Consider the following 25246-nt stretch of genomic DNA (forward strand, 5'->3'; position numbering starts at 1 on the left):
CGGCTACGCCTCCCTCCAGCCCGGCGCAAGCAGCACCGAGAAGGCCTCGTACTACTTCCAGGGCTCGCCGAACACCGCCTCCCGCACACACACCTTCCGAGGCCCCTACGAGGACAACTGGCAGGCCACCGACAACACCGACTGGGCGCAGCTCGTGTTGGCGCCCTGCGGTGTGCAGCGGAACTTCAACATCAACACCGAACTCCGGGTGAACGCCGGCACGTCCAACCCGGCCACCACCAGCTACATGACCATGGACTCCACCGACGGTGACATCAACACCGTCTACCACCTCGCCTGGAAGGAATGCCCCAGGAAGTGAGCTGACCCACCGTGCAGCGCCCCGGACCGGCTTCCCCTTCACGGCCGGGGCACTGCCCCCCAGCGGCCCCCGGGGGCCGCGGACCGCGCGGCGCGCAGTCCGGCAGCCTGCGGCCTGCGGAGAGCCGGCGCGGGCGCGGACACCCCGCCGGCCACCGGCCACCGACCGCCGCGAGCAGCCCGTAGCTCCCCGCTCCCCGCTCGCCGCTCCCTGTTCCCGGATCCCGGATCCGGGATCCGGGATCCGGGATCCGGGATCCGGGATCCGGGAACAGGTGCGGGTGCGGGTGCGGGTGCGGCGCCGCCACCGGCTGACGTTGAACCAGCCGGAGAAGACCGAGCATGGAAGGGCCTCGGGCGACGCCTCCCGGGGCCTCGTGCCGTCGAGCAGCTCCCGGCGACAAAGCGACCCCTGTCGACCGCGAACAGCTTCTGCCACACGGCCTGTTCGATGATCGTCACGCCCGCTCAGCCGCAGCCGGTCAGCCAGGTGCCGGCGACGTGCTCGCCGGCCAACCGGTCCAGGCTGCACGCCACCTCGGCACGGCCGCCCGCGCCCGGGAATCCACAGGCGCACCGCTACCGGAGGCCGAACGCGACGACGTCGAACGCATCACCGCCAGGATTCTTACGGCGCTTCACGCGGAGGAGTTCGCCCTCGAGTTCTCCACCGGCGTCGGCGGCGACCCTGACGCAGGACACGTCTGCGGGCGGACGGGGAGTGTGGAGAGGGCTGAGGAACCGGACACGGTCACCTTGTCAGGACGCCACTTCGGCTCGGCGAGGGAGAGGCTGAGCTTGTCGTTCGACGGTTCAGGCTGAGCAACGCCTCAGTCTCCCAACGGATTGGGGGGCTGGGTCCGAGGATCTCTGGGTCAGTCGGCTCTGCCGATGACGCCGCGGGCCGCGAGGCGGAAGTCCTTGACCGCCTCGTAGAGGGTTCGCTCCCGTTCGGCGGCGAGAGCGGTGTCCTCGGCCTTGCGGGTGGTGTTTCCCGCGTGGGCGTTCTCGGCCATCCGCCGCATGACGTGTGAGAGATCGCCGGAGGCGTTGGCAACGCGTTCGGCGACTTCCGCGAGGCGTGCCGGCCCTTCGAGAATGACGACTTCGCCCGCACGGTGGACCTCACGGGCCAGAGTGACGAACCGGGCTATCCTCTCGTCGACATCAGCAAGGTCGGGGTGGTCTGAACGCAGCGCGTCGAGGACGGCGTCCATGGTGATGTCACGGTCATGAAGCGCGCTGAGGTAGCCGGCGTAGGCGTCACGGCGACGCTGCCGGCTCCATTGGGCATGCTGGGACCGCGCCTGAGCACGGCCGTTGACGATCGCGGCCCCGAGAGTGGCGGCGGAACCGACAGCGGCGCCCAACAGCGCGGCAAGTCCTGAATCCATGAGCCCCAGTCTGCCGTTCCCGCTTGTTCATCCAAGTCGCCGGGGCTTCCTGCCCTTTCGTGGTGGGCGGGTCGCAGGGCGCCCGCGCCGGCCACCGGGCGGCGGGGCCTGGGGTGCTGGCGGGGTGTCCGGAACTCCATGATCCCGGCCCCACCCCCGGCCGGAATTGACCCATGATTCCGGGCCTTCAATGCACCCTTCCCCGGGTCTTTTCGGAGTCTAGATTCAGTGGTGTCGCCGGGAACACCAGCCGGCGGAACCACCAAGAACCCGGGAGTGACCATGACGTTCACCAGTGCCGCGAAGCCCGTCCTCGTCCGGGCCGAAGAGGCCGAGACCCTGCAGGACGGAGCGACCAGCCTGATCACGCTGCTCGCCGACTCGAACGCCACCGGCGGTGCGCTCACCGCCAACCGCGCGACCCTGCACAAGGGCTCACCCGGCGCTCCCGCACACTTCCACACCCGGGCCACCGAAATGTTCCACGTCCTCAGCGGAACCATGCGGATCCTCCTCGACGACCAGATCCTCACCCTCGGCAAGGGCGACTTCCTGACCGTCCCCCCGACCGTCCCGCACGCCTTCGCACCCGCCCCCGACAGCGAAGCCGAAATGCTCATCGTCTTCACCCCCGGAATGGACCGGTTCGACTACTACCGGCTGCTCGAACGCGTCTACCGCGGCGAGGCCTCCGTACAGGACATCCGCGACAGCTCCCAGCAGTTCGACAACCACTACTACGACAGCCCCCTCTGGCAGCAGGAACTCACCCGCCGCTGAACCGCCCGCCACACAGGACGAACGACCTGGGGCAGAACACGCCAGCGCAGGTCAGGTCGGGCCAGGGCCAGGTCGATGGGACCGCCGAGCCGGTGGGGATGCGTCCTCATCGCAGCAGGGCAGGGCCGGGTCGACGGGGAACGCAGAGCCGGTGGGGATGCATCCTCCTCGCACCGAGGGGCGCGCCGCCTCCCGGCCCAGCCCCCCCGCCCGGGTCCGCCGCGGGTTCAGGAACCTGCGCGCGAAGACGGGCACGCCGGCGGGTGCACCAATAACCCACCCGCCCCGGTCCCGGCGGCCCGCCCGGCTCGAAGAACCGGCGGCCCGCCGGGTCCCGGTTCAGGGTGGGGGCGGGGTTCATGCCGGGCACGGGTTCACGCCGGGGCCCGGCTCACGGCGGGGCGGGGGCACGCTGGGGACAGATTCACCCCCGGGGCTCGGTTCACAGTGGGGCCCGGCTCACGGCGGGGGCGGCAGGATCTGGCAGAGCGCGGCGAGGGCGGCGGCGTACGCGTGGTCCGGCGGGGTCGCGTAGCCGACGACCAGCCCGTCCAGCGGCGGCGTCTCGGCAGCGGGGTGCCTGAAACCGGTCAGGCCGTCCAGTGCCAGGCCCAGCCAGGTGGCGGCGTTCACCGTGGCCGTCTCGGTACCCGGAGGCAGCCGCAGTACCGCGTGCAGACCCGCGGCGATCCCGGTGACCTCGACATGCGGCGCGTGTTCGGCGAGCGCGGCAACGAGGCGGTTGCGGCGCTCACGGTAACGCTGGCGCATCTTGCGGATGTGCCGGTCGTGAGCACCGGAGGTGATCAGGTCCGCGAAGGTGAGCTGGTCCACCACACTCGTCCAGCGCTCACGACGGCCCTTCGCGTCAAGGACCGGACCGAGCAGATGCTCCGGCACAACCATCCAGCCCAGCCTCACAGCCGGCGACACACTCTTGCTCACCGACCCGACATACAGCACGTGGTCGGGATCCAGCGCCTGAAGGGCGCCGACCGGCTCACGGTCGTAGCGGAACTCGCCGTCGTAGTCGTCCTCGATCACGCAACCGCCGCGGGCGCGCGCCCAGTCGACCGCCGCGTTACGCCGCCCGGGATCGAGCGGCCCGCCGACGGGAAACTGGTGGGCCGGGGTGAGCAGCACCGACCGCACCCCGCGGCGGGCGGGAAGCTCCTCGGTCCTCGTGCCGCGCTCGTCCAGGCCGAGCGGCACCGTCCGCACACGCTCGGCCGTCAGCAGGGCGCGGTGGAAGGCAAGTCCGTAACCCTCGACCGCGAGCGTTCCACGCAGCACGCCGCCGCCGAACAGCAGCCTGAGCGCGTCGGAGAATCCCGAGCAGATCACGATGCGCTCCGGGCCGGTGCGCACACCCCGTACCCGGGCGAGGTAGTCCGCCAGCGCGGTACGCAGCTCGATCCGGCCCTGCGGATCACCCGGCCCGAAAGCGTCGTGCGGGGCCGCGGCGAGCGCCCGGCGGGCGGCGGCCGACCAGGCGTTCCTCGGAAACGACGAAGCATCCGGCTGACCCTGCATCAGATTGTGTACGGGTGCGGCCGGCCCCGCCGGCGGCCGCTTCGGCACACGCACCACCCGGGCCGGTGCGGCCCGCTCCGCGACCCGCGTGCCGGAACCCTGCCGGGCTGTCAGCCAGCCCTCGGCGACCAGTTCCGCGTACGCGTCGGCGACCGTGTTCCGTGTGATGCCGAGATCGGCCGCGAGCGACCGGTACGGCGGCAACCGCACCCCGGCCGCCAGCCGCCCCTCCCCGATCGCCTCACGCAGAGCCCGGGCAACAGCGGCCCGCCGCGAACCCGACCCGGCCAGCTCCAGATGCAGATCGGCACCGATGCGCTCGGCCAGATTGACCCATGAACCCGACACTCCAATGCACCTCTCAACGGGTCTGTGGGCTCCCTAGATTAATGACCATGACCCACACCACCACACCCCGGGCCGACTTCGCCGCCACCGCCCCCAAAGCATTCAAAGCCCTCATCGCCTTCGACACCGCCGCCCGTCAAGGCCTCGACCCCGCCCTCGTCGAACTCATCCAGATCCGCGCCTCCCAACTCAACAACTGCACCTACTGCCTCACCATCCACCTCAACCACGCCCACAACGCCGGCGAGGACAACCTCCGCCTCCACATGATCGCCCACTGGCGCCAGGCCACCCACTACTTCACCCCCAAGGAACAAGCCGCACTCGCACTCACCGAAGCCATCACCCTCATATCCACCCACGGCGTCCCCGACGAGATGTACGCCCAGGCCCGAGCCGAATTCAACGACGACGAACTCACCCACATCCTCGCCGTCACCTGCTCCATCAACACCTACAACCGCATCACCATCACCACCACCAAAACCAACCGCCCGCCCACAGACACCGGCACGCACCAACACCACTGACTCCCGCGACGGCATGGCCCCGTGAGCAGCGGCCACCTCCCATCAACAGGCCAACGACGAAACGCCCCCCTCGTCGCCTCGGCGCGGCCTTGGCCGCCACTCTGTCGCTGACGACCCTCGCCGTCAGCCCGGCCCAGGCAGGCACTCTGCCCTGGCCGAAGACCGACTGCCCCAGCGAGATGGCCATCAACGCACACTTCAAGGTGGCCGACCCCAACGATCCCCGCATGTACTCGGAATGTAACGCCTGGTTCCCGCTGAAGAAGACGTGCAAGAACGGGATGCACTTCTCTCCCACGCAGCTGAAGTGCATGAGGCCCGAGGATGCGGGCGCGGACCCCAAGTACGCACGTTAGGGCGTCTCCTGGGGGTGAGGTTGACCGGTGTCAGGAGCGAAGCCAGAGGCGAATGGCGGCGACGGCCACCGTGCCGTGGAAGATGTACGCCCGTGTGTCGAAGCGGGTGGCGACGGCGCGGAAGCCCTTGAGCGCGTTGATTGTTCGCTCGACTTCGTTGCGGCGCGCGTCTACGTCCATGCCCACCGTCAAGGCCGCGTAGATCCTCGAACTCCCCCTCATCGACGGGGGCAAGATTCGCAAGGCCGACATCCCCGAACACTGGGGCCTGAGCGACTGGGCCGCCGGCGACATCGAAGGCATCCTTTGCGACTTCTACAAGCGCTGGCGCGACGAAGCCGAACTGCCCCGCGCAGCGGCCTGATAACCAGCGCCCCCGCCGGACGACCGGCGGGGGTGCCCGCAACCCGGACCAGGCGCACAAGTGTAACCGCCGGTAAGATCAGCGTTCAATTCAACAGAAAGTTGAAGTGCTGTCTCTGTGCGAATCAAGGGCGGCCCGCCCCCACCCCACTACACCGAAGGGCCACAGCCATGACCGAGCCCGCGCCCGAGCTGCCCCCCCGCCCCACAGAAGCAGCCCCGGGGGAAGACCGCGCTCCTGGTGGCCGCCGCCGTCGCCGCCACCGCGATAGGCGCTGGCGGCTACATCCTCGGCCGCATCACCGCCCCGACCGACACCGCAGCAGCGGACCCCTCGCCGTCGATCTGGCAGGACACCCGCGATTACCCGGACTCCTCAAGCCAGACCAGCACCCCCGAACCCACACCCACCCCCACGCCCTCCGGTGCGCCGATGGGCAAGAAGGTCACCAACGGATCTGCCACTGTCGTCGTCGAAAAGGTCTACGAGGCCGACACCGCCCGCACCTACGACGACAAGACGAAGAAGGCTGGCGAGGGAGCGAAGTACGTCCTCGTTGACGTGACCGTCTACAACGACGGCAGCGAATCCTTCACGCCTGCGTGTGCGCAAGGCATCTCCGACGGCGTGATGGACGCCGACGGGCGCACCTTCGACGCCGTCTACGACCTGACCCTCTCCCGGGATCAGGACAACTGCCAGGAACTTCAGCCCGGTTTCAAGGAGCGCGTCACCTACGTGGCACGGATGCCCAAGGACGCCACCGCCGCGCAGTGGCTGTTCTCCGGCGACGACAGCGACACCAGTACCGCCGTAACCCTGAACACCAAGACCACCAAGAGCTGAGGGCCCCATGACCACCCCTGCCCGCCTCGCCTACGCCGCTGATCAGCTCCTCACCTGGGGAGTCATCCGCCACGGCACGCCCCTCACGATCCAGTGGCAGGAAGGCAAGCGCGGCGAGACCACCGAGAAGGTCAACGCCTGGAACGCCTGGCTCGACGCCGACCCCGCCCGCCGTGACATCACCTGGAACGCCGACGCCCGCCCTGGGTGCCACGAATACCTCACGTGGGGGGCCGAGCCCGGTGAGCACTACGCCGCGAGCGGCCTGCTGAAGCAGATATGCAAACTCTCCAGTATCTACCCCTACACGAGCCTCGACGGCCTGTCGTTCGAGTCGCCGAAGTACCTCATCCTGCCCGGCGGCGTCTCCCTGTGGGAGCTGCGCCGGTATATCGACACCACGACCGGCCAAACCCCCGTCTGACCCTGGAGGCAGCCGAGAACGGCGAATTCGCCGATTCCCTGGGCTGCCCCTCCCACGACCGCGGCCCCCGCCGGCCAGGCGGGGGGGTACCCATGCCGGATTGTCCGCCGGCACAACCCGAACCACCGGAAGGACCGCCATGCTCGTACGCGCCGACCACGCCGAAATCATCCGCGAGACCCTCGCCGCACCCCACGCCGAACACCTCCGCGCCTACCTCGCCCACCTCTTCCCGGACCACGTGACCGCCGTCGCCCACCAGACCGACACAACACCCCGGCACATCCGCCTGTACTCGCGGCACGCCACCGACGAGGGATGCGCCTCCCTGCTCCACATGACCGGCCACTACGCCGACATACACATCCCCTGGGGCGTCGCACGCCGCTACCTCCCCGGCCACCAGCGCACCCAGGACGAGCGGAATAAGGGCTATATGCGCATCCACCTCACTGACGAGGCGTCCGTCACCCTCGCGGCCAACCTCACCCGCGCCGCCGTCACCTGCGCCGACCTGCGTGCCGCCGGACTCCTCCCCCCGGTCGCTGTGACCGCGCGACAGGAGCGCCACGACGACTGACCCCGTCCGGCTCCCGCACTACAGCGCCCCGACCGGCGGAGGCGCACTGCTGCCCCCACCTCGAAAGGCCCCGCACCGCCATGCGGAAGACCACCACCGCCGTCATAGCCACCGTCACCGCCGCCGCGGCCCTCACCGGCTGCGAACTCCCAGACCCACCGAAGGACGACAAGGCCAAGTCCAGTGCTCCGGCGCCGAAGCCGACCGGGCCGCAGTGCCCCACGCGGGGCAAGAAGGTCACCGCCCACGGGGCGACCGTCACCGTCACCACGCCCGAATGCGACGAGGACCAGGACACTTTCGCCCCCAACCGCGCGAACGTGGAGGTCACCAACCACCGCGACCCCACCGCCACATTCGAGATCACCACGCAGGTCGTCGACGCAAAGGGGAAGGTCTACGCCACCGAGGAGTCCAACCCCGGCTACGCCGACAAGGGCACAACCGAGCGTCAGGCAGTCCTCTTCGACATCCCCCAGGACGGTACCCGCACAAAGCTGGTGATCACCAAGATCGTCCGGTACGACTTCGAAAAGCCCGACCGATCCTCCGGCAGCTCCAGCGGCGGCGCAGACGTGCCCGACGTCGACGTACCAGAGGTCGACCGGCCCTGGATCTGCCGCCGGAAATGGTGGTGTTGAACCCGCCGGCCAACGCCGCGCCCCCGAGCCCCGTCCCGTCCGGCGGGGCCTCGCCGTACCCGGGGTCAGGACTCCCGCGCCGCCCTCTGTTCCTCCACCAGCACCGCCACCCGCGACTCCATGGCCGTCGCCGACTCCGCCGCTGCCTGCGAGAGGTCTCCACCAGCAACCCCAACAACCTCCCCGCGACAGACTCGACCCGCGCCGGCAGCGCCGCCCCCTGCTCGGCGGGATCTCTGCAATCGGCTAGGGCCGCTCGCCGCCTCGCTCGGTCCGGCGTTGAACGAGGTGAGGAGCACAACGAGCTCCGCCGGGTTTCCGGTCGGTGCCACCCCCTCGTGGAGTGTGTGGGCCGCGACGGCCCGCAAGGGTCACCATCCGCTTCCCCCGCACCAGCCCTCTGCGCTCGTAGCATGCAGGCAGCGATGTCACGCGGGAAGACGGCACGTGGGTAAGCCTGTCTCTCGACGTACAGGGCCACCACCGGCCGGGGTTGTGCGTGTTCAGCGCGGAGCGGCGGATACTGCTCTCCCAGCAGTCGCGGTCCGTGCTGCTCGCCGTTGCCGATGGACACCTCCACGGCGTCGACTACTGGCGCACCGACGAATACCGCCCCTGCCACCCGCCACTCCGCGCCGATGCGGGGCGTGCCCTGGCGGGAAACCCGGAACGGTGGGCTCACCGCATCGCCCAGCACCTCATCGACTCGCTAGTCCGGGTGTGGCGTCGACGGACGTGGACTGGGAGCGGATCGAGCCGCCACGCCCGGACCGGCTCCGACTGATCAGCGAGCTCCTCGCAGCGGGAGACACTGTCCGTACGTCATGAGTCGCTCCTCAGCCGTCTCAGGGAGTCACGCGCCGTGGCTACGACGAACGCCGGGCACAGGGTGTTGGGCGACGCTGAAAATGCCGACGGGTGCGGCATTCAAGGTGCCGATGAGTGGAAGCGGAATCGCCCCGCTGGATGTGGTCCCAACGGGGAGATCGTGGGCGAGGTGTCGCGCCGGTCGGCAAGGTGTCGGGGTCAGTGAGTTCTCTGCGACTGTTGCCGTCCCCGATGGGGACCCACTGTGATCGATTCGTCTACTGTGCTGGTCATCATCGGCAACGCTGTTCGTGTCTGTGGGGGGCCGGAAAGTGAAATTCAGCCCACGTGTTCGGTTTTGGGCGAACATCGGTGGTTGCGTCTTTTGGGTGGCGGCCGGTTTCCTGTTGGTGCCGGAGGGCCCCGTCCTTGAGGGTCCATGGTTGTGGGTCGCCTGGATCGGCGCTGTGTTCGGGTTTCTGGGCGCGTTGCGGGGTGTGTATCTGGCGAGGCAAGAGAGACCTTCTTCTGAGTGAGCGAAGGCCGAAACTCTCTGTCAGTCGAGGACTTCGGTGACGGCAGACTGAGCGGCTTTCTCGTCGACGAGGGACTTGCCGGCCGCGAACGTGGCGACAAGGGACTGCAGGCAGAGGTTGTTGACCGCGCGGGGGAAGCCGCGCGAGGTGGCGTGGATCAGGGTGACCGCGTCATCGGTGAACAGCTGGTCGCTGCGGCCGGCCAGGCCGAGGTGGTGCTTGATGTAGCTGGCGGTCTCGGCCGATGTCATGCCGGGCATCGTGTAACGCAGGGCGGTCCGTTGCTCGAGGGCGGCCAGGACCGCGAGTTTCATCGTCCGCCGCAGGGTCGGCTGGCCAACCAGCAGGCAGGACAGAGGCGAGTCCTGGTCCATGGCAGTGTTCGTCAGCATTCGGATGGCTTCGAGCTGTTCGTCGGACAGCAGATGAGCTTCGTCCAGCACCAGAACCGGGGTCCGGCCGCGCTCTTCGCGTTCGGCGGCCAGGGCCAGGCCGGTCTGGGCGGTAAGGCGGGAGCCGAGGTGGGAGGGCTGCTGGCCGAAGGCGGTGACGATCGCCTCGTGGATGCCGCGGACCCCGATCATGGGGTTGGGCAGGTAGATCACGGTGTGTTTCGACGGGTCGATGCCGTGCAGGACGGTGCGGACGGAGACGGTCTTGCCGGCGCCGACCTCACCGGTGACCACGCCGATGGAGCGTTCGGAGATGCACCAGGTGATGCGGGCGACGGCTTCGTTGTGAGACGCGTGGCGGTGCAGCATGCCGGGGGCGAGGTCACGACCGAAGGGCGTGCGGGTGAAGCCGTAGTAGGCCTGGAGTTTCTCAATCACGGTGGTCCTCCGAGGGGGTGGCGGCCAGGTCGGTGAGGTCGACAGTCGGTGGCATCGGCTCGCTCAGGGCGGCGTTGACCTTGTCGGCGAGCTCGGCCTTGTGGGCGGTGTCGATCAGGCCGAGGTAGTCGATGCCGGTGGTCGCCCGGGGTTCCTCGGCGGGGGTCTCGGGCCGGGCCTTGGGGTGGGAGTGGCGGCTGACCTGGTAGGGCAGCGCGGTCCCGGCGTCCTGGCCGTTCGCCCTGACCCGCAGGAAGGACAGGTCGAAGGGGTCGAAGACCAGCTCGACCCTTTGGCCGACCAGCAGAGGGTCGACCTGGTAGCGGTTGCCGTGCAGGGACACCAGCGCGGTCTTGGACACGGTGCGGTGTTCCGACCAGCGGAAAGCTTCCGCGAGATCGGCGGGGTTGGGGACCACGAGCGGACGGTCTCCCATCCAGCGGGCCAGCGGTGCGGCTCCCGTCTCGGAGTGCACCCGGCGGTGGTAGACGTTCTCCGTCCAGGCCGTGAACAGCCGGTTCATCTCCAGCAGGCTCTCGATCTGCCGTCCCGCCTTGCCGTCACCGGAGGCGATCTCGACGACGAACTCACTGTTCACGGTGCGGAAGAACCGCTCGATCTTCCCCCGGCCCTGCGGCCGGCCGGGAGTGGAGTGCACCAGCTTGACGCCGAGCTTCGCGCAGGCCCTGAGCAGCCACGAGTCCACGAAGGCGGAGCCGTTGTCGACGTAGATGTAGCGCGGGACACCCCTCGCGGCCAAGGCCGGCCGCAGAGCGGCGGCCAGGCGGACGGTGTCCTCCGCGAACCCCCAGCGATGCCCCATCACGGCCCGCGAGTGATCGTCCACGAACGCGAACAGATACGTCTTTCGGCCGGCGACCATCGGCCCGTGCAAGGCGTCCCCGGTCCACAACTCGTAAGGACCATCCGCCTCGAACCGCCCGAACACCGCAGACGGGGCGGCAGCCTTCAACGCATCCAGACCTTCGCGGACGATCATCCGCTGGATGGTGCGTTCGTCAGGCGCCCAGCCCCGCTGAGCGCCGATGATCCGGCGGATCTGTGCCGCCGACCGTGACGGATTCTCCTTCTTCAGCGCCGCCGCCAGGTCCAGGATCTCCTGCGGCGTGCGAGGCCGGGACTGACGGGGCGAGGGGACCAGGGCCTCGAACCCGGCCCGCTTCCACTCGTAGATCCAGCGGTCCAGGGTCCACCGGGTGATCCGCACCGCCCGGCCGTCCGGGTCGACATGCGTCATCGACGCCAGTTCCCGTACCAAGGCACCGCGTTGGCGCCTGGACAGCGTCGGATCAGCCGCCTCCCTGATCAGCATGTAGCGGAACAGCCCGATCGCCTGAGCCCGCTCCAGCCGTGTCTGGTCTTCCTGACCTGGCATCTGACCACCAGCCCTCTCACGCAGCGTGAACACACACGCGTGACGGTGACAGTCCGTGTCGGCGTGGCGTCAGAGTCGACTGGTGTTGATCGTTTCTGAGGGCCAGGACGGCGCCAGCAGTATCCCGCCGGACACAGCGCAGGCCACCAGCCAAGGCGACACCTTGCCGACATTCGGCCACCGCGACACGACCGACCACCAGGCCCCGACCACCGCACTGACCGCGTCCGCGAAGACCGTGCGGGCCGGCCCGGGAGGAGCCGGGTCAACCCCGGCATCCACCAGCACCACCGTGAAGAACCGCCTCACCCGCTCCGCCCGGGAGGCGAACCTCCGCAGCCACCCGCGAACCGTCTCGACCGGGCGGCCCAGCCTCTCGGCGATCACCCGTGCCCCCGCCCCCGCTGCCTTCGCAGCAAGGGCCCATCCGATCACCTCAGCCAGATCCGCCCGCCTGACCAGCGCGAACACCGGAAGGAGCACATGCGACATGCCGCAGCCCAGACACCTCGCCCGCCGGGGACGGACTCCGAACGGCCTGCCGGCCGCATCCCGTAGTACGCGCGAACGTGCCCACCCCCACGGCCGCAACGAGCCAGCACAATCCGGGCATACCAACTCGCCTCGCAGCAGCCGCACTTCAGCCCTCGCCGGGTCAGCCTCTACCGTGAGCACAGCCCTCCGCGCGCTACACGGCCCTCCCGGCGCTCGGCCAAGAGATACCGGGAGGGCCTTTCACATGCCCTTCGTCGGCAAGGTGCCGCCCCAAATTTGCACCTCTTCGTCGGGCAGGCACGCTTACCGATCATGTCGGCACGAAGCTGCCCAGACTGCCGCACTCGTAGGCATTTTCAATGACGTCTAACAGGCCAGCGCCCTCAGAACGTCCGCCATGTTCCCGAGCTCCCCCTCCAAGTCGCCCTGGAAGGGGTGGCCCTGGTGCGTGCACGGCGCGTCCCGCAGCGCCCGGTCGCCGGCCTGCGCCGCGTCGAACGCCGCCTCGACCTCACCGTCCTGCGGCGTCCTCGTAGCCAGGTACGGAAGCGCGAGGACCAGACCCAGCGTCCAGAAGTACGCGAGCGGCCCGCGCGGATCGGCGGTCAGTTCACGGGCGCACTCGACGACGAGCCGCTCGTACGCCGGCGGCTCGTGGTCGACGTACTCCCTCATCTCCTCCCAGGCGTCGATCAGCTCGGCCGCACTTCCAGCGGTTGACCGTTCCGTCATCGCCAGCCTCCTTGTCCATCTCCCCGCACCGCTCGTATGCGCGACGATCGGGTCCCCCGCCCAAGTCAGCGAGCAGGCTCGCACATGCCCAGACATCGAAAACAGCCGGCACCGCCGAGGCACCCGTGAGCACACCGCCCTGAAGCCGGACACCCCCCACGCCGCAGCCCGAGCCGCGCTCACCCCTGTACATGACCGACCAGGAAGAGGGCAGGGAGAAGCCGCTCGGGCTCAGCCCCGACGAGCACGCCAGCCGCTGGATCGGAAAGCAGGGCGCGTCTGCTTGTCGGAGCCCGCAACCTACCGCTGGTCATCCTCTGACTCCCACACCCTGCCCTCAAAGGCAGGGAGTCCCACCACGGCCCGCCGACCGTCCCGGCCGAGCCCCCCTGCCTTCTCGCGCCACGCCGTGGCAGGTGCCGTGCATCGAGGAACCGACAGAAATCCGATGACCCGCTGGGGCGCGCCCCGGGCCAGGGCGACGAGCACGCTGAACGCCGCCGCACCGGTCCGGCGACGTCACCCCCGGTCCCGGCGCTCCTCGTCCCCTCCCCCACCATGCTCCGCGCCGGGCGGACCGGACCGGACATGGTCAACGCTCCGCCTCACACCTCACACCTCACACCTCACACCTCACAGCTTGACGCCGCCGCTCGGCCACCTGGGGGAACACGCTGTGAGCCATACAGGCCTCACAGCTTCGACGCACCCCCTTCGATGTGCCGCCCGGCGCAAGGTCCGCTGGTCCAAGGACACTCTGCAGACCCCGTATCTCCCGGCTCCGCAACCGCCTGGGCACCGACACCGACGGCACCCTCCACACGGGCAGGACACGGGGAGCGCCGGCCGGGGGGCTCGCACCCACCCGGGGCCCCCGGCGGTGACGGTGGCGCGTGAGGGGGCTGGTCCGGTGCGGGAGCCAAGATCGATTGTCAGTGGCGGGTGAGACGGTGGAGCCATCAAGTCACGAGACGGGGAGTGGCCATGTCGGGCAGTCAGAACTACATCAATCACGTCGCTCTGGTCCTGGACGCCAGTTCGTCCATGTCGCACCTGAGCCGCAAGGTCGTCGAAGTCGCCGACCAGCAGATCGCCTACCTCGCCCGCCGCTCCAGGGAACTGGAACAGGAAACCCGCGTCACGGTGTACGTCTTCGCCGACAAGGTGGAGTGCGTCATCTACGACAAGGACGTCCTGCGGATGCCGTCCCTGAAGCAGCTCTACCGGGTCGGCGGAATGACCGCACTCCTCGCGGCGGCGCTGAAGTCGCAGCGGGAACTCGCGCAGACCGCCCAGCTCTACGGCGACCACAGCTTCCTGACCTTCGTCCTCACCGACGGCCAGGAGAACGCAAGCCACCGCAGCCCCGACGCCCCCGCCGGCAACCCGCGTGAACTCGTCGAGGCCGTCGCCAAGATGATCGGCACCCAGGACGACAACTGGACACTCGCCGTCCTCGTCCCGGACCAGATGGGCAAACGCGAAGCCATGCAGTGCGGCTTCCCGAAGGAGAACATCGCCATCTGGGACGCCACCAGCACACAAGGCCTCGAAGAAGCCGGCCAGGTCATCCAGCAGGCCACCGAAAAATTCATGGTGGGCCGCGCCCAGGGCATCCGAGGATCCCGGGCGGTGTTCTCCACCGGCGCCGACGCGGTCAACAAGGACACCATCGAAGCAGCCGGCCTCACCCCGGTGAACCCGTCCACGTACCAGCTGATCCCCGTGGCACGTGACGCGGCGATCCGGGACTGGGTCATCGAATGCGGACACACCTACCGCACCGGCGGCGCGTTCTACCAGCTCAGCAAGGCCGAAAAAGTCCAGGCACGCAAGCAGATCGCCGTACTGGAAAAGAAAACAGACAAGGTGTACACCGGGCCGGAAGCCCGGGCCCTGCTCGGACTCCCCGACACCGAAACCCGCGTCAAGCCCGACCACAACGACGACTACACCATCTTCATACAGAGCACCAGCGTCAACCGGAAACTCGTCCCCCACACACGCCTCCTCCTCATGAACTGACACCCCGAAACCCCACAAGACCCGCGCGCCAACCGAAACCCACCACACCACAACCTCACCGGAACCACGCTCGCCCCCGACCACCCACAACCCGCGGCCCGCCTGAAACCGCCGCGAACCCACCACCAGGGCCCACCAAGAGCACGGAGCCCTGCCACTCGGGAGGGGAAGCGGCACAGCACCCCAACAGGGACCGCAGAGCCGCCCAGCCCTCTCAACGAGCACAGCCGCACCCGCCTTCATGAAACGGCGATCGATGATGTCCACTGCGTGCGGAAGACCCAGGAAGCCGGCGTCCGGGCACGACCCATGCTGCGGGGCCGGTGAGACAGGTCTGCCGGGTTGCCCGAAAATGGCTCTCCGCTCGGGTGGTCGGGCTCACAGTTCGGGGCCGTGGATGACCTTGCGGTTCGGCTGAAGAATCTGTTGTTCCCGTCGGTGGCGGACGTGGTGGTGCTGCCGTGGACGTGAACACCGCGAAAGTGCGCCTCGGTGTCCGGTGCACGACGGCAGGCGCGTCATCTCCGTTGTGCGGGACGTGGCCGGACCGCATTCATGGCTCCTACTCGCGGACCGATGCACCGTTCTGGGACTGGCTGGTGTTCGAGCAGATCGACGATGTGGATGTCGAGGTGGCTACGGCTGCGTTCGGCACGGTCGCGGTGGTGGCGAGAGGCCGGGAAGCCGGGAAGCCGGGAAGCCGGGGCGGCGTGTCCGGGCTGCGGGCGTTTCTCGGACTGAGTCCACGACCGTTACCGGCGCAGGCTGAAGGACCCTCCGCGCAGCGGGCCACGCGCCACCAGGCGACGCCCAGGGGCCATACCCGCGGACGCGGGGAGCAGGGCCTCGCCGTCATCGAGTACGGGCGCAGCGTACCGATGACGTGGCACGCCCAGTCACGCTGGGCATCGTGCTCCGTTGGGTCTGACGCACTCCAGGAGAACAGCGTTCACGGCAGCATGATGATCTCCTGCATAGAGTGACCATGCGCCTGGCTGGTCCGTACGAGGGCCTCCGGCGGCGAGCGAATGAGGCTGCAATGAGTGAACCGGCGAAGCCCGAGATCGACCTTCCGGAGGGTGAGGCTCCCACCGAGCTGACAATCCGCGACCTCGTCGTCGGGGACGGGCTCGAGGCGAAGCCGGGCAGGGTCGTCCAGGTTCACTACGTCGGGGTCACCTTCGAGTCCGGAAAGGAATTCGACACCTCCTGGGACCGGGGCCAGACGTTCAAGTTCGCCGTGGGCGGTGGCAAGGTCATCAAGGGCTGGGACCGCGGGGTCAGAGGGATGAAGGTCGGCGGCCGGCGCGAGATCATCGTTCCCCCGCGCCTCGGCTACGGCAACCAGTCACCCTCGCCGCTGATCCCGGCGGGCTCGACACTCGTCTTCGTGGTGGACCTGCTCTCCGTCGCAGTCTGAGACCTTCTGCTACCCGGCCTCTCCGTGGGGGAACCAAGGCCGGGCAACACCTGCCGGCCGACCGCGACACCACACCCGTACACCCGTACACCCGTACACCCGTACACCCTTCACCCGCAGCCACGGACACGGACCACGCGCCGGCAACACCGCATCGGCGCCCGTGATCCGCAAACGGCAGACACCCCGGTACCGGGCCTGAACCCCAGCTTGCCCGGACCGCCGGGCCGGCGGCCATGAGTGCCGGCGGCCCGGGGGGGCCGGCGGCCGGGGGTGCCGGCGGCCATGAACCCCGCGAAAGAATCGTCCGCGCGGCGACCTCACGCTGCCACCTCTCGTGGTCGCCGGGTCCCGCCCCTCGATCGCAGCCAGGACTTCTCGTACGCTCCCAGCCCGGCGCTCCCGGACCGACGATGCCGTTCGATTGAACGGCTGGTCACGAACTCCGGCTGCCCCACTCGTACGCTCACCTCGTAGCCTCCGCACATGACTGATGATCCGTTCCAGTGCGGCGGCGTTCTCTGCCATGACTACGGTGACCGAGACGAAGCGGACCACGCGGATCTGACGATCATCGAGAATGTGCAGCACCACGGATGTCACGTCGTGACGGTTCCCTCCCGAGGACGAGATCGGTCCTGGATTCGCCTACACGATCAGCCTCTCGCACACTCACGGCGCACCTGAACTCGCCATGTTCGGGCTCGATGTCCACGTCATGCACCGCATGCTCAACAGGCTCGGAGCGAAGTCAGCCGCGGGCGCTGTACCGGCTGAGGGCCAGAGGCATCCTGACGTGTCGACGGTCACCAAGTCGCGCTCAGGCAGGTCGATCTCCGCTGGTACCGGACGTTCTTCGGCCGGGCCATCGGGTTCTACCGGCGGCCTCCTTTCCCCATGCTGCACGTTGCGTGGCCCGACGTGGAATCGGTTCACGGCGCCCTCGATGCTGCCCGAGTTCCAGTCCAGGGTGAGCCCGGCTGTCACAGCGTCGAGGCCCCGCAATAGGTGCAGTGCGAAGCCGGTGAGACCGGGTAGCCGGCCGGCATCGACTGCGTCGATCCAGGCAGGGAGCGTGCTGCCGAGGCGGCCTCCGAGCATCTCGCCGAAACCGCGGACGTGTCCGACGGCCGCTTCCAGTCCGGGGCAGCGTGTCAGAACATCTTTCAGGGCTACGCGGTCCCCCTCGTTCGTAGCGGTGGGGTGAACGGTGAGCCGGCCCGTGACCTGCCGCACTGTCGGCGACCGCGGCGGTGCGGCGGACGGAGCCCCGCGCAAGGTGGCGATGTGCGCGCGGACCATGGAGTAGGTGACGGGAGCGTGCTCGGCAACCAGCTCGCTGTGCGGTCGGGTGGATGCTGGTGCATCCTGCGGCGAATCGCCGCCCCAGGGAGGGCTTGCAGGGGTCCAGCCTGCTGGACCGGGCCGGTTCTCGCGGAAGGTCTCCCGCCGGCGTGCGGCGGCCGCGTACCGGAGAGCAGCGCCAACTGCTCATGGCCGTCACCCAGTTGGAGCCATGACAAGCACGGTCCGGCGGTCTCGGCCGCCGGGCCCACTGCCCACTGCCGGCTGCCGGCTGCCGGCAGCCAGGCGGATCGTGGCGCAGCGCCTACGACAACGTCGTCGAGACCGACACGGCCCGCCCCGACGTCGACCACTTCGTATCCGTACCCGCGACAGCTCGACCCGCTGTCTCCCCTGGTCATAGCGAAAGCGGGATGCCGCTGACGGATGGCGGGGCGCCGATTTCCCGGAAGCCGCCCAAGGCTGCTCCGCGACAGCGACCGGTGACGGACACATGGGTCGTGACCGGGACCACCCCGGCGGGCCCGCAAACCTGTGCCTGAGCCTCGGCCGGCGCTGTGTGGCGTTCGGCCCAATGGCCGGCGTCAATGACCCACTGCGGATGTCGCGCGACGTACGTTGCCGGGGAAACCGCAGGAGGCGTTGATGACCGATCACCCACACATCGCCGTATTTCACCGCACCTTCGCTGCATTCTCAGCCGGCGACATGGATGCGCTGGCGGAGGTGTTCCATCCCGATGTGGTCTGGCACGTCGGCGGGAGGAACCTGCTGGCAGGAGATCACCAAGGACGTGAGGACACATTCGCGCTGTTCGGCCGGGAATTCCAGCTGACAGGCGGAACGTACCGTCCGCAGCTCCACGACGTGCTCGCCAACGACGACCACGCGGTCGCTCTCCTCCATGTCAAGGCGTCACGTGAAGGCAAGGACCTCGACATGGACTACGCCCTCGTCCTCCACATGAGGGACAGCAGGATCACCGAGGGCTGGGTGCTCGTCACCGACCCGAGCACGTACGACGACTTCTGGTCGTGACCGCCCGCGCCGGGACTCCCCCACAGCCAGGTCCATCAAGCGCCCCACGTCCTCCGTTCGTGTGTCCGCCGCCGTCACCGTGACCCTTCCGCTGGATCCGCTGCTCCCACGCAAGGCCTACCTCGGGGTGGCGGCGCGATATCGCCCCAAGCGCGCGATACAACGAGGTTCTGCCACGCTTTGCGGGGCGCTCCCAAGTCTGCTGACGGTTCCGGCGGCCGGCCACGTACACACCCCGATCCGAGGAGCCAGAACGAGATGGACGACGACGGACTCCGATCGAAGGTCGCCCTGGTGACCGGAGGAGCGACCGGGATCGGGCTCGCCACCGTTCGCCGGCTTCTGCCTGAGGGCTGCGCAGTCATGATCGCGTCCAGGAACCGTGAGGTGGGCGACGCAGTGGTTGCCGATCTCGGCACCGAGCGAGTCGCGTTCCACAAGGCTGACGTCACAGACGAGCCAGCGGTCGAGTCCGCGGTCGACGCCACGATCAAACGCTTCGGCCGCCTGGACTATCTGTTCAACAACGCCGGCGTCGAAGGAACCGTCGGACCGATGGCCGCTTGGTCCGGTGACGACATCGAAGCGGTCCTGAGCGTGAATGTGAAAGGCGCCTTCTTCTGTATGAAGCACGCCGCGCCACGAATGGAACCCGGGTCGGTGATCGTGAACAGCAGCTCCTTCCTCGGGACGATTCCCATGCCGCTCGCCAGCCCGTACGCGGCCAGCAAAGCAGCCTTGCTGAGCTTGACCCGCTCGGCCGCCGCCGAGCTCGCCGAGCACGGGATCTCGGTCTTCGCGATCTGTCCCGCAGTTGTCGACACCCCCTTGATCGACCGGGTATCACAGGCGGCGGGAGTGCCGAAGGCAGCCCTCGCAGAGATGGTCTGTCCCAGCCACCGAGTAACCTCCCCCGACCGGGTCGCAGACGTCGTGACCGGACTGCTGAAATCGCCCACCTCCTTCGAGACCGGATCGGCACTGCGGATCGATCCGAACGAGGTCCAGCGCATCGGGCCCTGACCCGCAGTCTGCGGCTTTACGGCTACGGCTACGGCTACGGCTACGGCTACGGTCACCGTGCGGCGAACTGGGCCAGGCGCCGACGAAGTTCCAGGTCCTCTCTCGCCCTGCGCGACCTCCAGGGCCTTCCGAACCTGGGCGACCTCTTCCCGGTGAGCCTGCTGTTGTTGCGAAAGGCGTGCGCTGAGGGCTCGTACCACTGCTGAGGCCGACGACGGTTCGCCCGCATCGGGACCGGTCGCAGGCGCCGCTCGATCGCGGCACCCAGTTCCTGGTGCCCGTAGAGGAAATCGGCACTCACCGCCACTTCACGGGCGCAACAGCCGTGAAACTGACGGACTTTCCTGCCATGGCCAAACGGGAGAGGGCCTCCGGCACGTTCTGCGGCGTCCTCACTCCGGGCGCTTGTGACTGCTTGCAGAGGTTGTGGCAGCGGGCTCATGAAACGGCTTCCTTCGACCCTGCGGAGGGCGGCTCGGGCGGTGAGGCCTGCTCCGCGGACCGCCCGGAGTCGGCCATCGTCGTGGACGCCGATCCGGTCGAGGACGACGAGGACCTCGGTCAGGGCGCTCGTCCCGGTGAGCCGGCCGGCGAGCCAGATATTGTCCCCGCCCATCGGCTCGCCGTAGCGGGCGGTGAACTGTGTCCGGCGGCGGGTGACCAGGGCCTCAGTCTGAGCGAGCTGGTGCTGGAGCTCGTCCCGGTGGCCGGCGCCGATGACGAACTCGTCGCACGAGCCTGGTCGCGGTGACCGCCCGGTCCAACCGATCCAAGAGCGACCAGGACCCGGCCCAGTGGACGCCGCCGCTGCCCGACGCGCACTGCCGCTACGTCGGCGAGTGGACCGCCACCAAGCTCCGCCGGGGCCTCACCGCCTACCAGGCCGAAGCAGACGCGCTGAGGGTCTACGCCGAAAGCTCGTGCGAGACCACCGTCGTCCACTACACCGGACCCTCACAATCGAACCTCTAGGTGACGCTCCGCGACCGCTCCCCCCAATCTCTATGCCAGAACCGACTTCGGCATTACTCGTCGTCCGGAGAGCTCTTCACCCTTCACTGTTTGGACCCTTCTCGGGGATTGCTGGTGCTGACTATCTTGACTTTGTAGTGGCTCGCACCGGGCGCCGGCCAATTGGCCGGCGCCGGGGCTGGGGAAACCGCCGTTGCAGGCCGATGGGGGCTTCTGCTGTGCCGCGGTGGCGAACTTGACCAAGGGGGAGTCAAGTTGACGCGAATACGAACGCGACCGTGTGCCTGGTTAGGGGTGCTGGCCCTTGTCGTGGTCAGTGCCGTGTTCACGGTTCCGCTGGCCCCGTCCTCGCAGGCCGCCGACACCCGGCAAGCGGTCGCTGCGGAGAAGCCGATCCCGACCATCACGATGCGGGTGGAGATTCCCGCGCAGGAGCTCGACCGGGTCAGTGCCGAAGCCCGAAAGCTTGCCGGGCACGCTCACCGCAGTTGGCGGGGCTGAAGTATGTGAAGCGAACGGCGGTGCCCCCGGCCGCGCGAAGGCCGCTGTCACTGCTGCGCGCCTCGCAGCTTTCCGCGCAGCATGCCAATACCTACCGCCAGGCGACCACGAACGACGCGGCGACGCTGTCGGCGGCGTCCCGGGCACCGGCGCCCATCGGCGAGGAACCCGCGGCCGCTCGGCTGGCCGAGTGCTTCAACGCGGGAGGCGCCGGCCAGGGCAACGGCCGCATCCACGACCGGTTCACCTACTGCCTGCGGATTGACATCGTGGTGAGCTATTTCAAGATCAGCAAGGACAAGCCGCCAGAGCATCTAGGCGACACCTACGGCACGCTTGAGGTGTTCGCCCAGGGCGACAACCTCCAGCGGCGGGTGCGGGTGTTCTCGCGGATTCAGGAAAACTCCGTGCGCTACGACTGGAACAAGCCGGGGGACAACATCTGGATAGCGCCGTACCTGGCACTGGGCTTGCTCGGCCAGTGCGACGCAAAGTCCAGCGATCTGTGCTCCGCCACAGGACTCGCCCCCCAGCATGCCATGGGCGGAATGGAACAGGAACACCCAATGGTTCTATTGGGACATCCTCGACAAAGAGCGCGCCACGCTCGGCCGCGACAAGATTTCCGTGATCCGATGGCACGTAGAGTTCTTCCAGAGCGATCCGCGGTACGCGGGCACGCGACGCGGGACGGACCCACGCATCATGCGCTGCGACTCGGCCACGTACTTCAACCGTCCGCGTGTGGGCAACGAGCCGAAGGCGTGCGTCTTCTTGGAGGCAATCCCGCGCCTGACCTACAACCTTGACTCCAAGGCCCGCGCGGTCGCGGAACACATTCAGCAGGCACAGAACCACCCGAACGACACCTACCCACTGCTGGTTCCGACGGGGACTCCACCACCGCGCGACAAACGCATCCCCGGCAAGTACATCGCCGGTGACCCCTACGCTCCTGGTCTGCACCGGATCACGCCTGAACTGCACCCCGAGTCCAAGGACAACGAGAACCACAAGGACGGCGCCTGCTACTTGAAGGGGCCCTATCAGGACATGTACTGGGACACCGGGCTGCCCACGCCGCCACTGCCGCCCGACGAACAGTGCGACGAGTACCCGTTCAGGTCAACCCTGGAAGGAGCCGCCAACGACTACTGGGACTTCTCCGGCAAAGCCGTTCCGCGGAGGGACAACGCCAGCGCCGGCGGGGAGTTGTTGTGGTACTACCTGAATGACCGGATCCTGGCCTATGACTTCGAGCTGCCGTCGCCGCGGGACATCAACGACCGGTTCTACGTAGAGATCACGACTGGCTGCGGTGAATGCGGCGGCGGTGGCGGCGGACCCGTGCCGCCGGGGAACGCCCCACCGACGGTGGATGCCGGACCCGATGTCACCGGACCGGAGGGCGCGGCCGTCGCACTGAACGGCACCGTCACCGACCCGGACGACACCCCGGACGTCAACTGGTCCTACCAGCTGGGCAGCAACACGGATCCCGGGATGACCTGCCGGTTCAGCGCCAAGGAGCAGGCGAGGACGACCATCAGCTGCACCGACGACGGCACGGTCAAGGTCACGCTGGCCGCCGACGATCACCACCATGGGGGCCCGGTGACGGACACCGCGACCGTCAGCGTCACCAATGCCGCTCCAGCCGTGCGGATCGACAGCCCGAAACCGGACCAGCTGTTCAACGGCCGTGAACCCACCCCGGTGACCGTCTCCTTCGCCGATCCGGGTGCGAACGATGCGCACACCTGCACCCTCACCTTCGGTGACGGCAGCCCACCCGTGCGCGGCACCGTGCAGGAGCAGGCGGGCATCGGGCAGTGCACCGGCGGCCACACCTACGGCTACGACGGCCTCGGCCCGCGCACGATTCGTGTCACCGTGGACGACGACGACGGCGGGACCGCATCCGACGCGGTTCGGGTCGTCATCTACGTACCGGGCGCAGGCTTCGCCGCACGTGTCACCGGCCTCATCGGCATTCCACGCACCCCGGACGTGCACTGCCCGCCGAGCGACACGCAGTCGACGGCGGCCCTCAGTACGCTGCTGGGAAGCGTCAAGGGACTCAACGTCGACTGCAGCCTCGACACCCAGGAGGGCCGAACCGTGGTGGACACGACAGTCGGTGACGTCAACCTGCTTGCCGGTGCCATACGGATCACCGACATCGAGAGTCACTGCACCGCCGGCGCCGAGGGGATCAGCCGGTCGTCGCGCCTGGGCGCGATCAACGGGATCTCCATCGGTACCGGCAAGGGCTCGCTGACCATCGGGGGCATCGCCACCGTCAGCTACAACGAAACCACCACCGACGACCGTGGCCGCCTCGTTCAGAACGCCATCCGGATCACGACTCCGGTACAGGAGATCACCATCGCGAACTGCACGCTCGGCTGACGCCACACGCCGAGCAGGGAACGCGGAAGCCGTGCCGCGGGAACGACCTGTCCCCGCGGCACGGCTTCCCTGTGCTCGCCTGTCCTGCTCCTACCGAGCCGTCCTTCTCGTCCTCGTCACCCTCGTCGTCCCCCCGACTCGTCCGCGTTGGCGTCGAGGACGTAGCCGCTGAGCCTGTCGATGGCCTCGGGGTCGTCCTCGGATTCACGACGTACGCGACCCGAGCGAGCTCGCACCCGGCACGGTGGACGTGACCCAGCAGGAGCTCGACGAGGCGGTCGCCCTGATGGAGGCCATCCTCGCCCATGCCGAACGGCGTGGGCCTGCGGAGCACCGGCCGATTCCCCGGTTGAGACCGACGGTCCCGGACATACTGGAGGTGTGCCCTTGCCGCCCCTTGTCGTGCCCAGACTGCGGGAGCGAGCCGGTGAGGCGCTGCTGCGCCGGGTCGCGGGTCCTGCCGCGCACGAGAAGCGCGACCGCATCCACGGCACACCCGGGCCCCGGTGGTTCGCCCCCGATCGGCCCGTGCGGGTGGTGCACGCCGACGCGTCGATGTACGTCGGCGGGCTCGCCGCCCTGCTCCTCCAGTCGCTCCACCCTGTGGCCATGGCGGCCGTCTCGGCCCACTCAGGCTTCCAGGGAGATCCGTGGGGCCGACTGCAGCGCACGAGCACCTTCCTCGCGGTGACCACGTTCGGCACGAGTGAGGACGCCGAGCGCGCGGTGCTGCGGGTGCGCCGGGTGCACGAACGCGTCGTCGGGACCTCGCCGGCCGGCGTACCGTACCGGGCGTCCGATCCCCACCTGCTCACCTGGGTGCACACCGCCGAGGCCTACTGCTTCCTGCGCGCCCACCAACGGTACGGTCGGCATCCGCTTCCCCCGGAGGGGCAGGACGGTTACGTGGCCGACATGGCTCAGGTCGCCCGCCGACTGGGCGTGACGCATCCGCCGGAGACCCGGGCCGAGCTGGTGAAGTGCCTCGCCGGCTACCGGCCCGAGCTTCGGGCCACCCCGGAGTCCCGCGCGACGGCGCGCTACCTGCTGGCGCACCCTCCGCTGCCGCGTCCGGTGCTGCTCCCCTACGCCTTCCTCGCCGCCGCGGCGGCCGAGCTGCTGCCGCCGTGGGCCAGGGCCGCGGTCGGCCTGCCCCTCACCACCCGCCTCCTGCTGCCGCTGGCCCGGCCGGGTGGGCGGGCGATCACGGCGGCGATCCGCTGGGTGACGTCCGCGGTGCCGGTGAAGGAGGCAGCGCCCGTCTCACCGTTGCCGTAACCCGGGGCGTCGGGCTGGGCACCGCTGCTCGCGGAGAGCCGGGACAACGCCCGCAGGGCCCTGGAACGGCCGCGGCGAGGGACGGTCCAAGGGTCTGTCCGCGGAGCCCCCAGCGCCGCAGGTGGGCGTTGGCGGCGAGGAACCCCGTGTTGGTGGCGCGCTCCGTCAGGGCTACTGCCGGGGCTGTGCGCACGAGGTCTCCTGCCAGGGTGACGGCGGGGTCCGGAGTCCGGGCGGCGGGCCGGTCCCATTGACCATGGGCGGGGAGGGGGACAGCCTGCGCGCGTCGTGACGCTGGTCGACGATCTATGTGGAATGGGGCTCCGGGTAGACCCGGTGCAGCTGCGCGCGACGCTCGC

At 68.9% G+C, this 25246-nt stretch carries 25 protein-coding genes and 4 pseudogenes; 22 read left to right on the forward strand and 7 right to left on the reverse strand.

All coding sequences use genetic code 11. From position 1 onward, the window contains the following. A partial coding sequence (locus Q5762_RS10815) for a DUF4360 domain-containing protein (RefSeq protein WP_315891810.1) occupies window positions 1–322 on the forward strand: 322 nt, incomplete at its 5' end. A 500-nt stretch (window positions 323–822) separates the two neighbouring features. Further along, complete coding sequence (locus Q5762_RS10820; protein ID WP_315891811.1) at window positions 823–1143, forward strand: hypothetical protein; 321 nt, start codon at window positions 823–825, stop codon at window positions 1141–1143. A 53-nt stretch (window positions 1144–1196) separates the two neighbouring features. Here Q5762_RS10820 and Q5762_RS10825 read toward each other — a convergent pair whose 3' ends face one another. Further along, complete coding sequence (locus Q5762_RS10825; RefSeq protein ID WP_315891812.1) at window positions 1197–1715, reverse strand: proline dehydrogenase; 519 nt, start codon at window positions 1713–1715, stop codon at window positions 1197–1199. A 282-nt stretch (window positions 1716–1997) separates the two neighbouring features. Here Q5762_RS10825 and Q5762_RS10830 point away from each other — a divergent pair, with 282 nt between their 5' ends. After that, window positions 1998–2495, forward strand: coding sequence for a cupin domain-containing protein (locus Q5762_RS10830; RefSeq protein WP_315891813.1), 498 nt, complete (start codon window positions 1998–2000; stop codon window positions 2493–2495). Between the two features lie 459 nt (window positions 2496–2954). Here the strand turns inward: Q5762_RS10830 and Q5762_RS10835 are convergent, their stop codons facing one another. Further along, the gene (locus Q5762_RS10835; RefSeq protein ID WP_315891814.1) at window positions 2955–4376 is read right to left on the reverse strand and encodes a PLP-dependent aminotransferase family protein; all 1422 of its coding nucleotides are present in this window, start codon (window positions 4374–4376) and stop codon (window positions 2955–2957) included. Window positions 4377–4423: 47 nt separating this feature from the next. Between Q5762_RS10835 and Q5762_RS10840 the strand changes: the two genes are divergently transcribed. Together Q5762_RS10840 and Q5762_RS10845 are read left to right on the forward strand one after the other, a co-directional pair. Beyond that, entirely contained in the window at window positions 4424–4906 is a 483-nt protein-coding gene (locus Q5762_RS10840; protein ID WP_399494876.1) for a carboxymuconolactone decarboxylase family protein, read from the forward strand. 89 nt (window positions 4907–4995) lie between these two features. Next, window positions 4996–5262 carry a carbohydrate-binding module family 14 protein gene (locus Q5762_RS10845; protein ID WP_315891816.1) on the forward strand — a complete coding sequence of 89 codons (267 nt, stop codon included), beginning with the start codon at window positions 4996–4998 and terminating at the stop codon, window positions 5260–5262. Window positions 5263–5292: 30 nt separating this feature from the next. Here the strand turns inward: Q5762_RS10845 and Q5762_RS10850 are convergent. After that, window positions 5293–5427, reverse strand: a pseudogene (locus tag Q5762_RS10850) (IS5/IS1182 family transposase); the annotation flags it as partial. Between the two features lie 439 nt (window positions 5428–5866). Between Q5762_RS10850 and Q5762_RS10855 the strand changes: the two are divergent. From Q5762_RS10855 to Q5762_RS10870, 4 genes are all read left to right on the forward strand, one after another. Next, complete coding sequence (locus Q5762_RS10855; protein WP_315891817.1) at window positions 5867–6472, forward strand: DUF4352 domain-containing protein; 606 nt, start codon at window positions 5867–5869, stop codon at window positions 6470–6472. Window positions 6473–6479: 7 nt separating this feature from the next. After that, entirely contained in the window at window positions 6480–6896 is a 417-nt protein-coding gene (locus Q5762_RS10860; RefSeq protein WP_315891818.1) for a hypothetical protein, read from the forward strand. Between the two features lie 139 nt (window positions 6897–7035). Continuing rightward, on the forward strand, window positions 7036–7476 hold the full coding sequence (locus Q5762_RS10865) for a hypothetical protein (protein ID WP_315891819.1): 441 nt from the start codon (window positions 7036–7038) through the stop codon (window positions 7474–7476). Between the two features lie 80 nt (window positions 7477–7556). Beyond that, a complete protein-coding gene (locus Q5762_RS10870; protein ID WP_315891820.1) occupies window positions 7557–8117 on the forward strand; it encodes a hypothetical protein in 561 nt (186 codons plus the stop codon). A 1363-nt stretch (window positions 8118–9480) separates the two neighbouring features. On the opposite strand, the gene Q5762_RS10875 is transcribed toward Q5762_RS10870, so the two are convergent. The 4 genes from Q5762_RS10875 to Q5762_RS10890 all read right to left on the reverse strand — a co-directional run bounded on the left by Q5762_RS10875 (window position 9481) and on the right by Q5762_RS10890 (window position 12913). After that, window positions 9481–10290, reverse strand: a complete 810-nt coding sequence (locus Q5762_RS10875) for an AAA family ATPase (protein WP_315891821.1) — start codon at window positions 10288–10290, stop codon at window positions 9481–9483. Continuing rightward, window positions 10283–11686 (reverse strand): DDE-type integrase/transposase/recombinase, encoded by a 1404-nt coding sequence (locus tag Q5762_RS10880; RefSeq protein ID WP_315891822.1) that lies wholly within the window; start codon window positions 11684–11686, stop codon window positions 10283–10285. Before Q5762_RS10880 ends, Q5762_RS10875 begins: the two co-directional genes overlap by 8 nt. Before the next feature lie 69 nt (window positions 11687–11755). Further along, window positions 11756–12178, reverse strand: coding sequence for a hypothetical protein (locus Q5762_RS10885; protein ID WP_315891823.1), 423 nt, complete (start codon window positions 12176–12178; stop codon window positions 11756–11758). 369 nt (window positions 12179–12547) lie between these two features. Further along, window positions 12548–12913, reverse strand: coding sequence for a hypothetical protein (locus Q5762_RS10890; RefSeq protein ID WP_315891824.1), 366 nt, complete (start codon window positions 12911–12913; stop codon window positions 12548–12550). Between the two features lie 984 nt (window positions 12914–13897). On the opposite strand from Q5762_RS10890, the gene Q5762_RS10895 reads away from it, so the two are divergent. The 13 genes and pseudogenes from Q5762_RS10895 (at window position 13898) to Q5762_RS10955 (ending at window position 24887) form a co-directional block, all read left to right on the forward strand. After that, complete coding sequence (locus Q5762_RS10895; RefSeq protein ID WP_315891825.1) at window positions 13898–14938, forward strand: vWA domain-containing protein; 1041 nt, start codon at window positions 13898–13900, stop codon at window positions 14936–14938. Window positions 14939–15399: 461 nt separating this feature from the next. Then, window positions 15400–15921 (forward strand): hypothetical protein, encoded by a 522-nt coding sequence (locus tag Q5762_RS10900; RefSeq protein WP_315891826.1) that lies wholly within the window; start codon window positions 15400–15402, stop codon window positions 15919–15921. Window positions 15922–15977: 56 nt separating this feature from the next. Beyond that, window positions 15978–16358 (forward strand): FKBP-type peptidyl-prolyl cis-trans isomerase, encoded by a 381-nt coding sequence (locus Q5762_RS10905; RefSeq protein WP_315891827.1) that lies wholly within the window; start codon window positions 15978–15980, stop codon window positions 16356–16358. 655 nt (window positions 16359–17013) lie between these two features. Then, window positions 17014–17094 (forward strand): annotated as a pseudogene (locus Q5762_RS10910) (DUF4262 domain-containing protein); the annotation flags it as partial. Window positions 17095–17168: 74 nt separating this feature from the next. Further along, window positions 17169–17366, forward strand: a pseudogene (locus tag Q5762_RS10915) (DUF4262 domain-containing protein); the annotation flags it as partial. A gap of 942 nt (window positions 17367–18308) precedes the next feature. Then, window positions 18309–18701, forward strand: coding sequence for a nuclear transport factor 2 family protein (locus tag Q5762_RS10920; protein WP_315891828.1), 393 nt, complete (start codon window positions 18309–18311; stop codon window positions 18699–18701). Window positions 18702–18959: 258 nt separating this feature from the next. After that, window positions 18960–19724, forward strand: a complete 765-nt coding sequence (locus tag Q5762_RS10925) for an SDR family oxidoreductase (protein WP_315891829.1) — start codon at window positions 18960–18962, stop codon at window positions 19722–19724. Between the two features lie 349 nt (window positions 19725–20073). Beyond that, complete coding sequence (locus tag Q5762_RS10930; RefSeq protein WP_315891830.1) at window positions 20074–20475, forward strand: hypothetical protein; 402 nt, start codon at window positions 20074–20076, stop codon at window positions 20473–20475. Further along, window positions 20460–20696: pseudogene (locus tag Q5762_RS10935) on the forward strand (HNH endonuclease); the annotation flags it as partial. The gene Q5762_RS10930 and the pseudogene Q5762_RS10935, both read left to right, overlap by 16 nt. A 309-nt stretch (window positions 20697–21005) precedes the next feature. Further along, the gene (locus Q5762_RS10940; protein WP_315891831.1) at window positions 21006–21197 is read left to right on the forward strand and encodes a hypothetical protein; all 192 of its coding nucleotides are present in this window, start codon (window positions 21006–21008) and stop codon (window positions 21195–21197) included. Further along, a complete protein-coding gene (locus Q5762_RS10945; protein WP_315891832.1) occupies window positions 21185–22006 on the forward strand; it encodes a hypothetical protein in 822 nt (273 codons plus the stop codon). The genes Q5762_RS10940 and Q5762_RS10945 overlap by 13 nt, the downstream gene beginning before the upstream one ends. Beyond that, window positions 21942–23609 (forward strand): choice-of-anchor P family protein, encoded by a 1668-nt coding sequence (locus tag Q5762_RS10950; protein ID WP_315891833.1) that lies wholly within the window; start codon window positions 21942–21944, stop codon window positions 23607–23609. The genes Q5762_RS10945 and Q5762_RS10950 overlap by 65 nt, the downstream gene beginning before the upstream one ends. Window positions 23610–23990: 381 nt before the next feature. Further along, on the forward strand, window positions 23991–24887 hold the full coding sequence (locus tag Q5762_RS10955) for an oxygenase MpaB family protein (protein ID WP_315891834.1): 897 nt from the start codon (window positions 23991–23993) through the stop codon (window positions 24885–24887). Window positions 24888–25246 lie beyond the last annotated feature (359 nt).

Source organism: Streptomyces sp. P9(2023) (assembly GCF_032436795.1).
Taxonomy (GTDB): Bacteria; Actinomycetota; Actinomycetes; order Streptomycetales; family Streptomycetaceae; genus Streptomyces.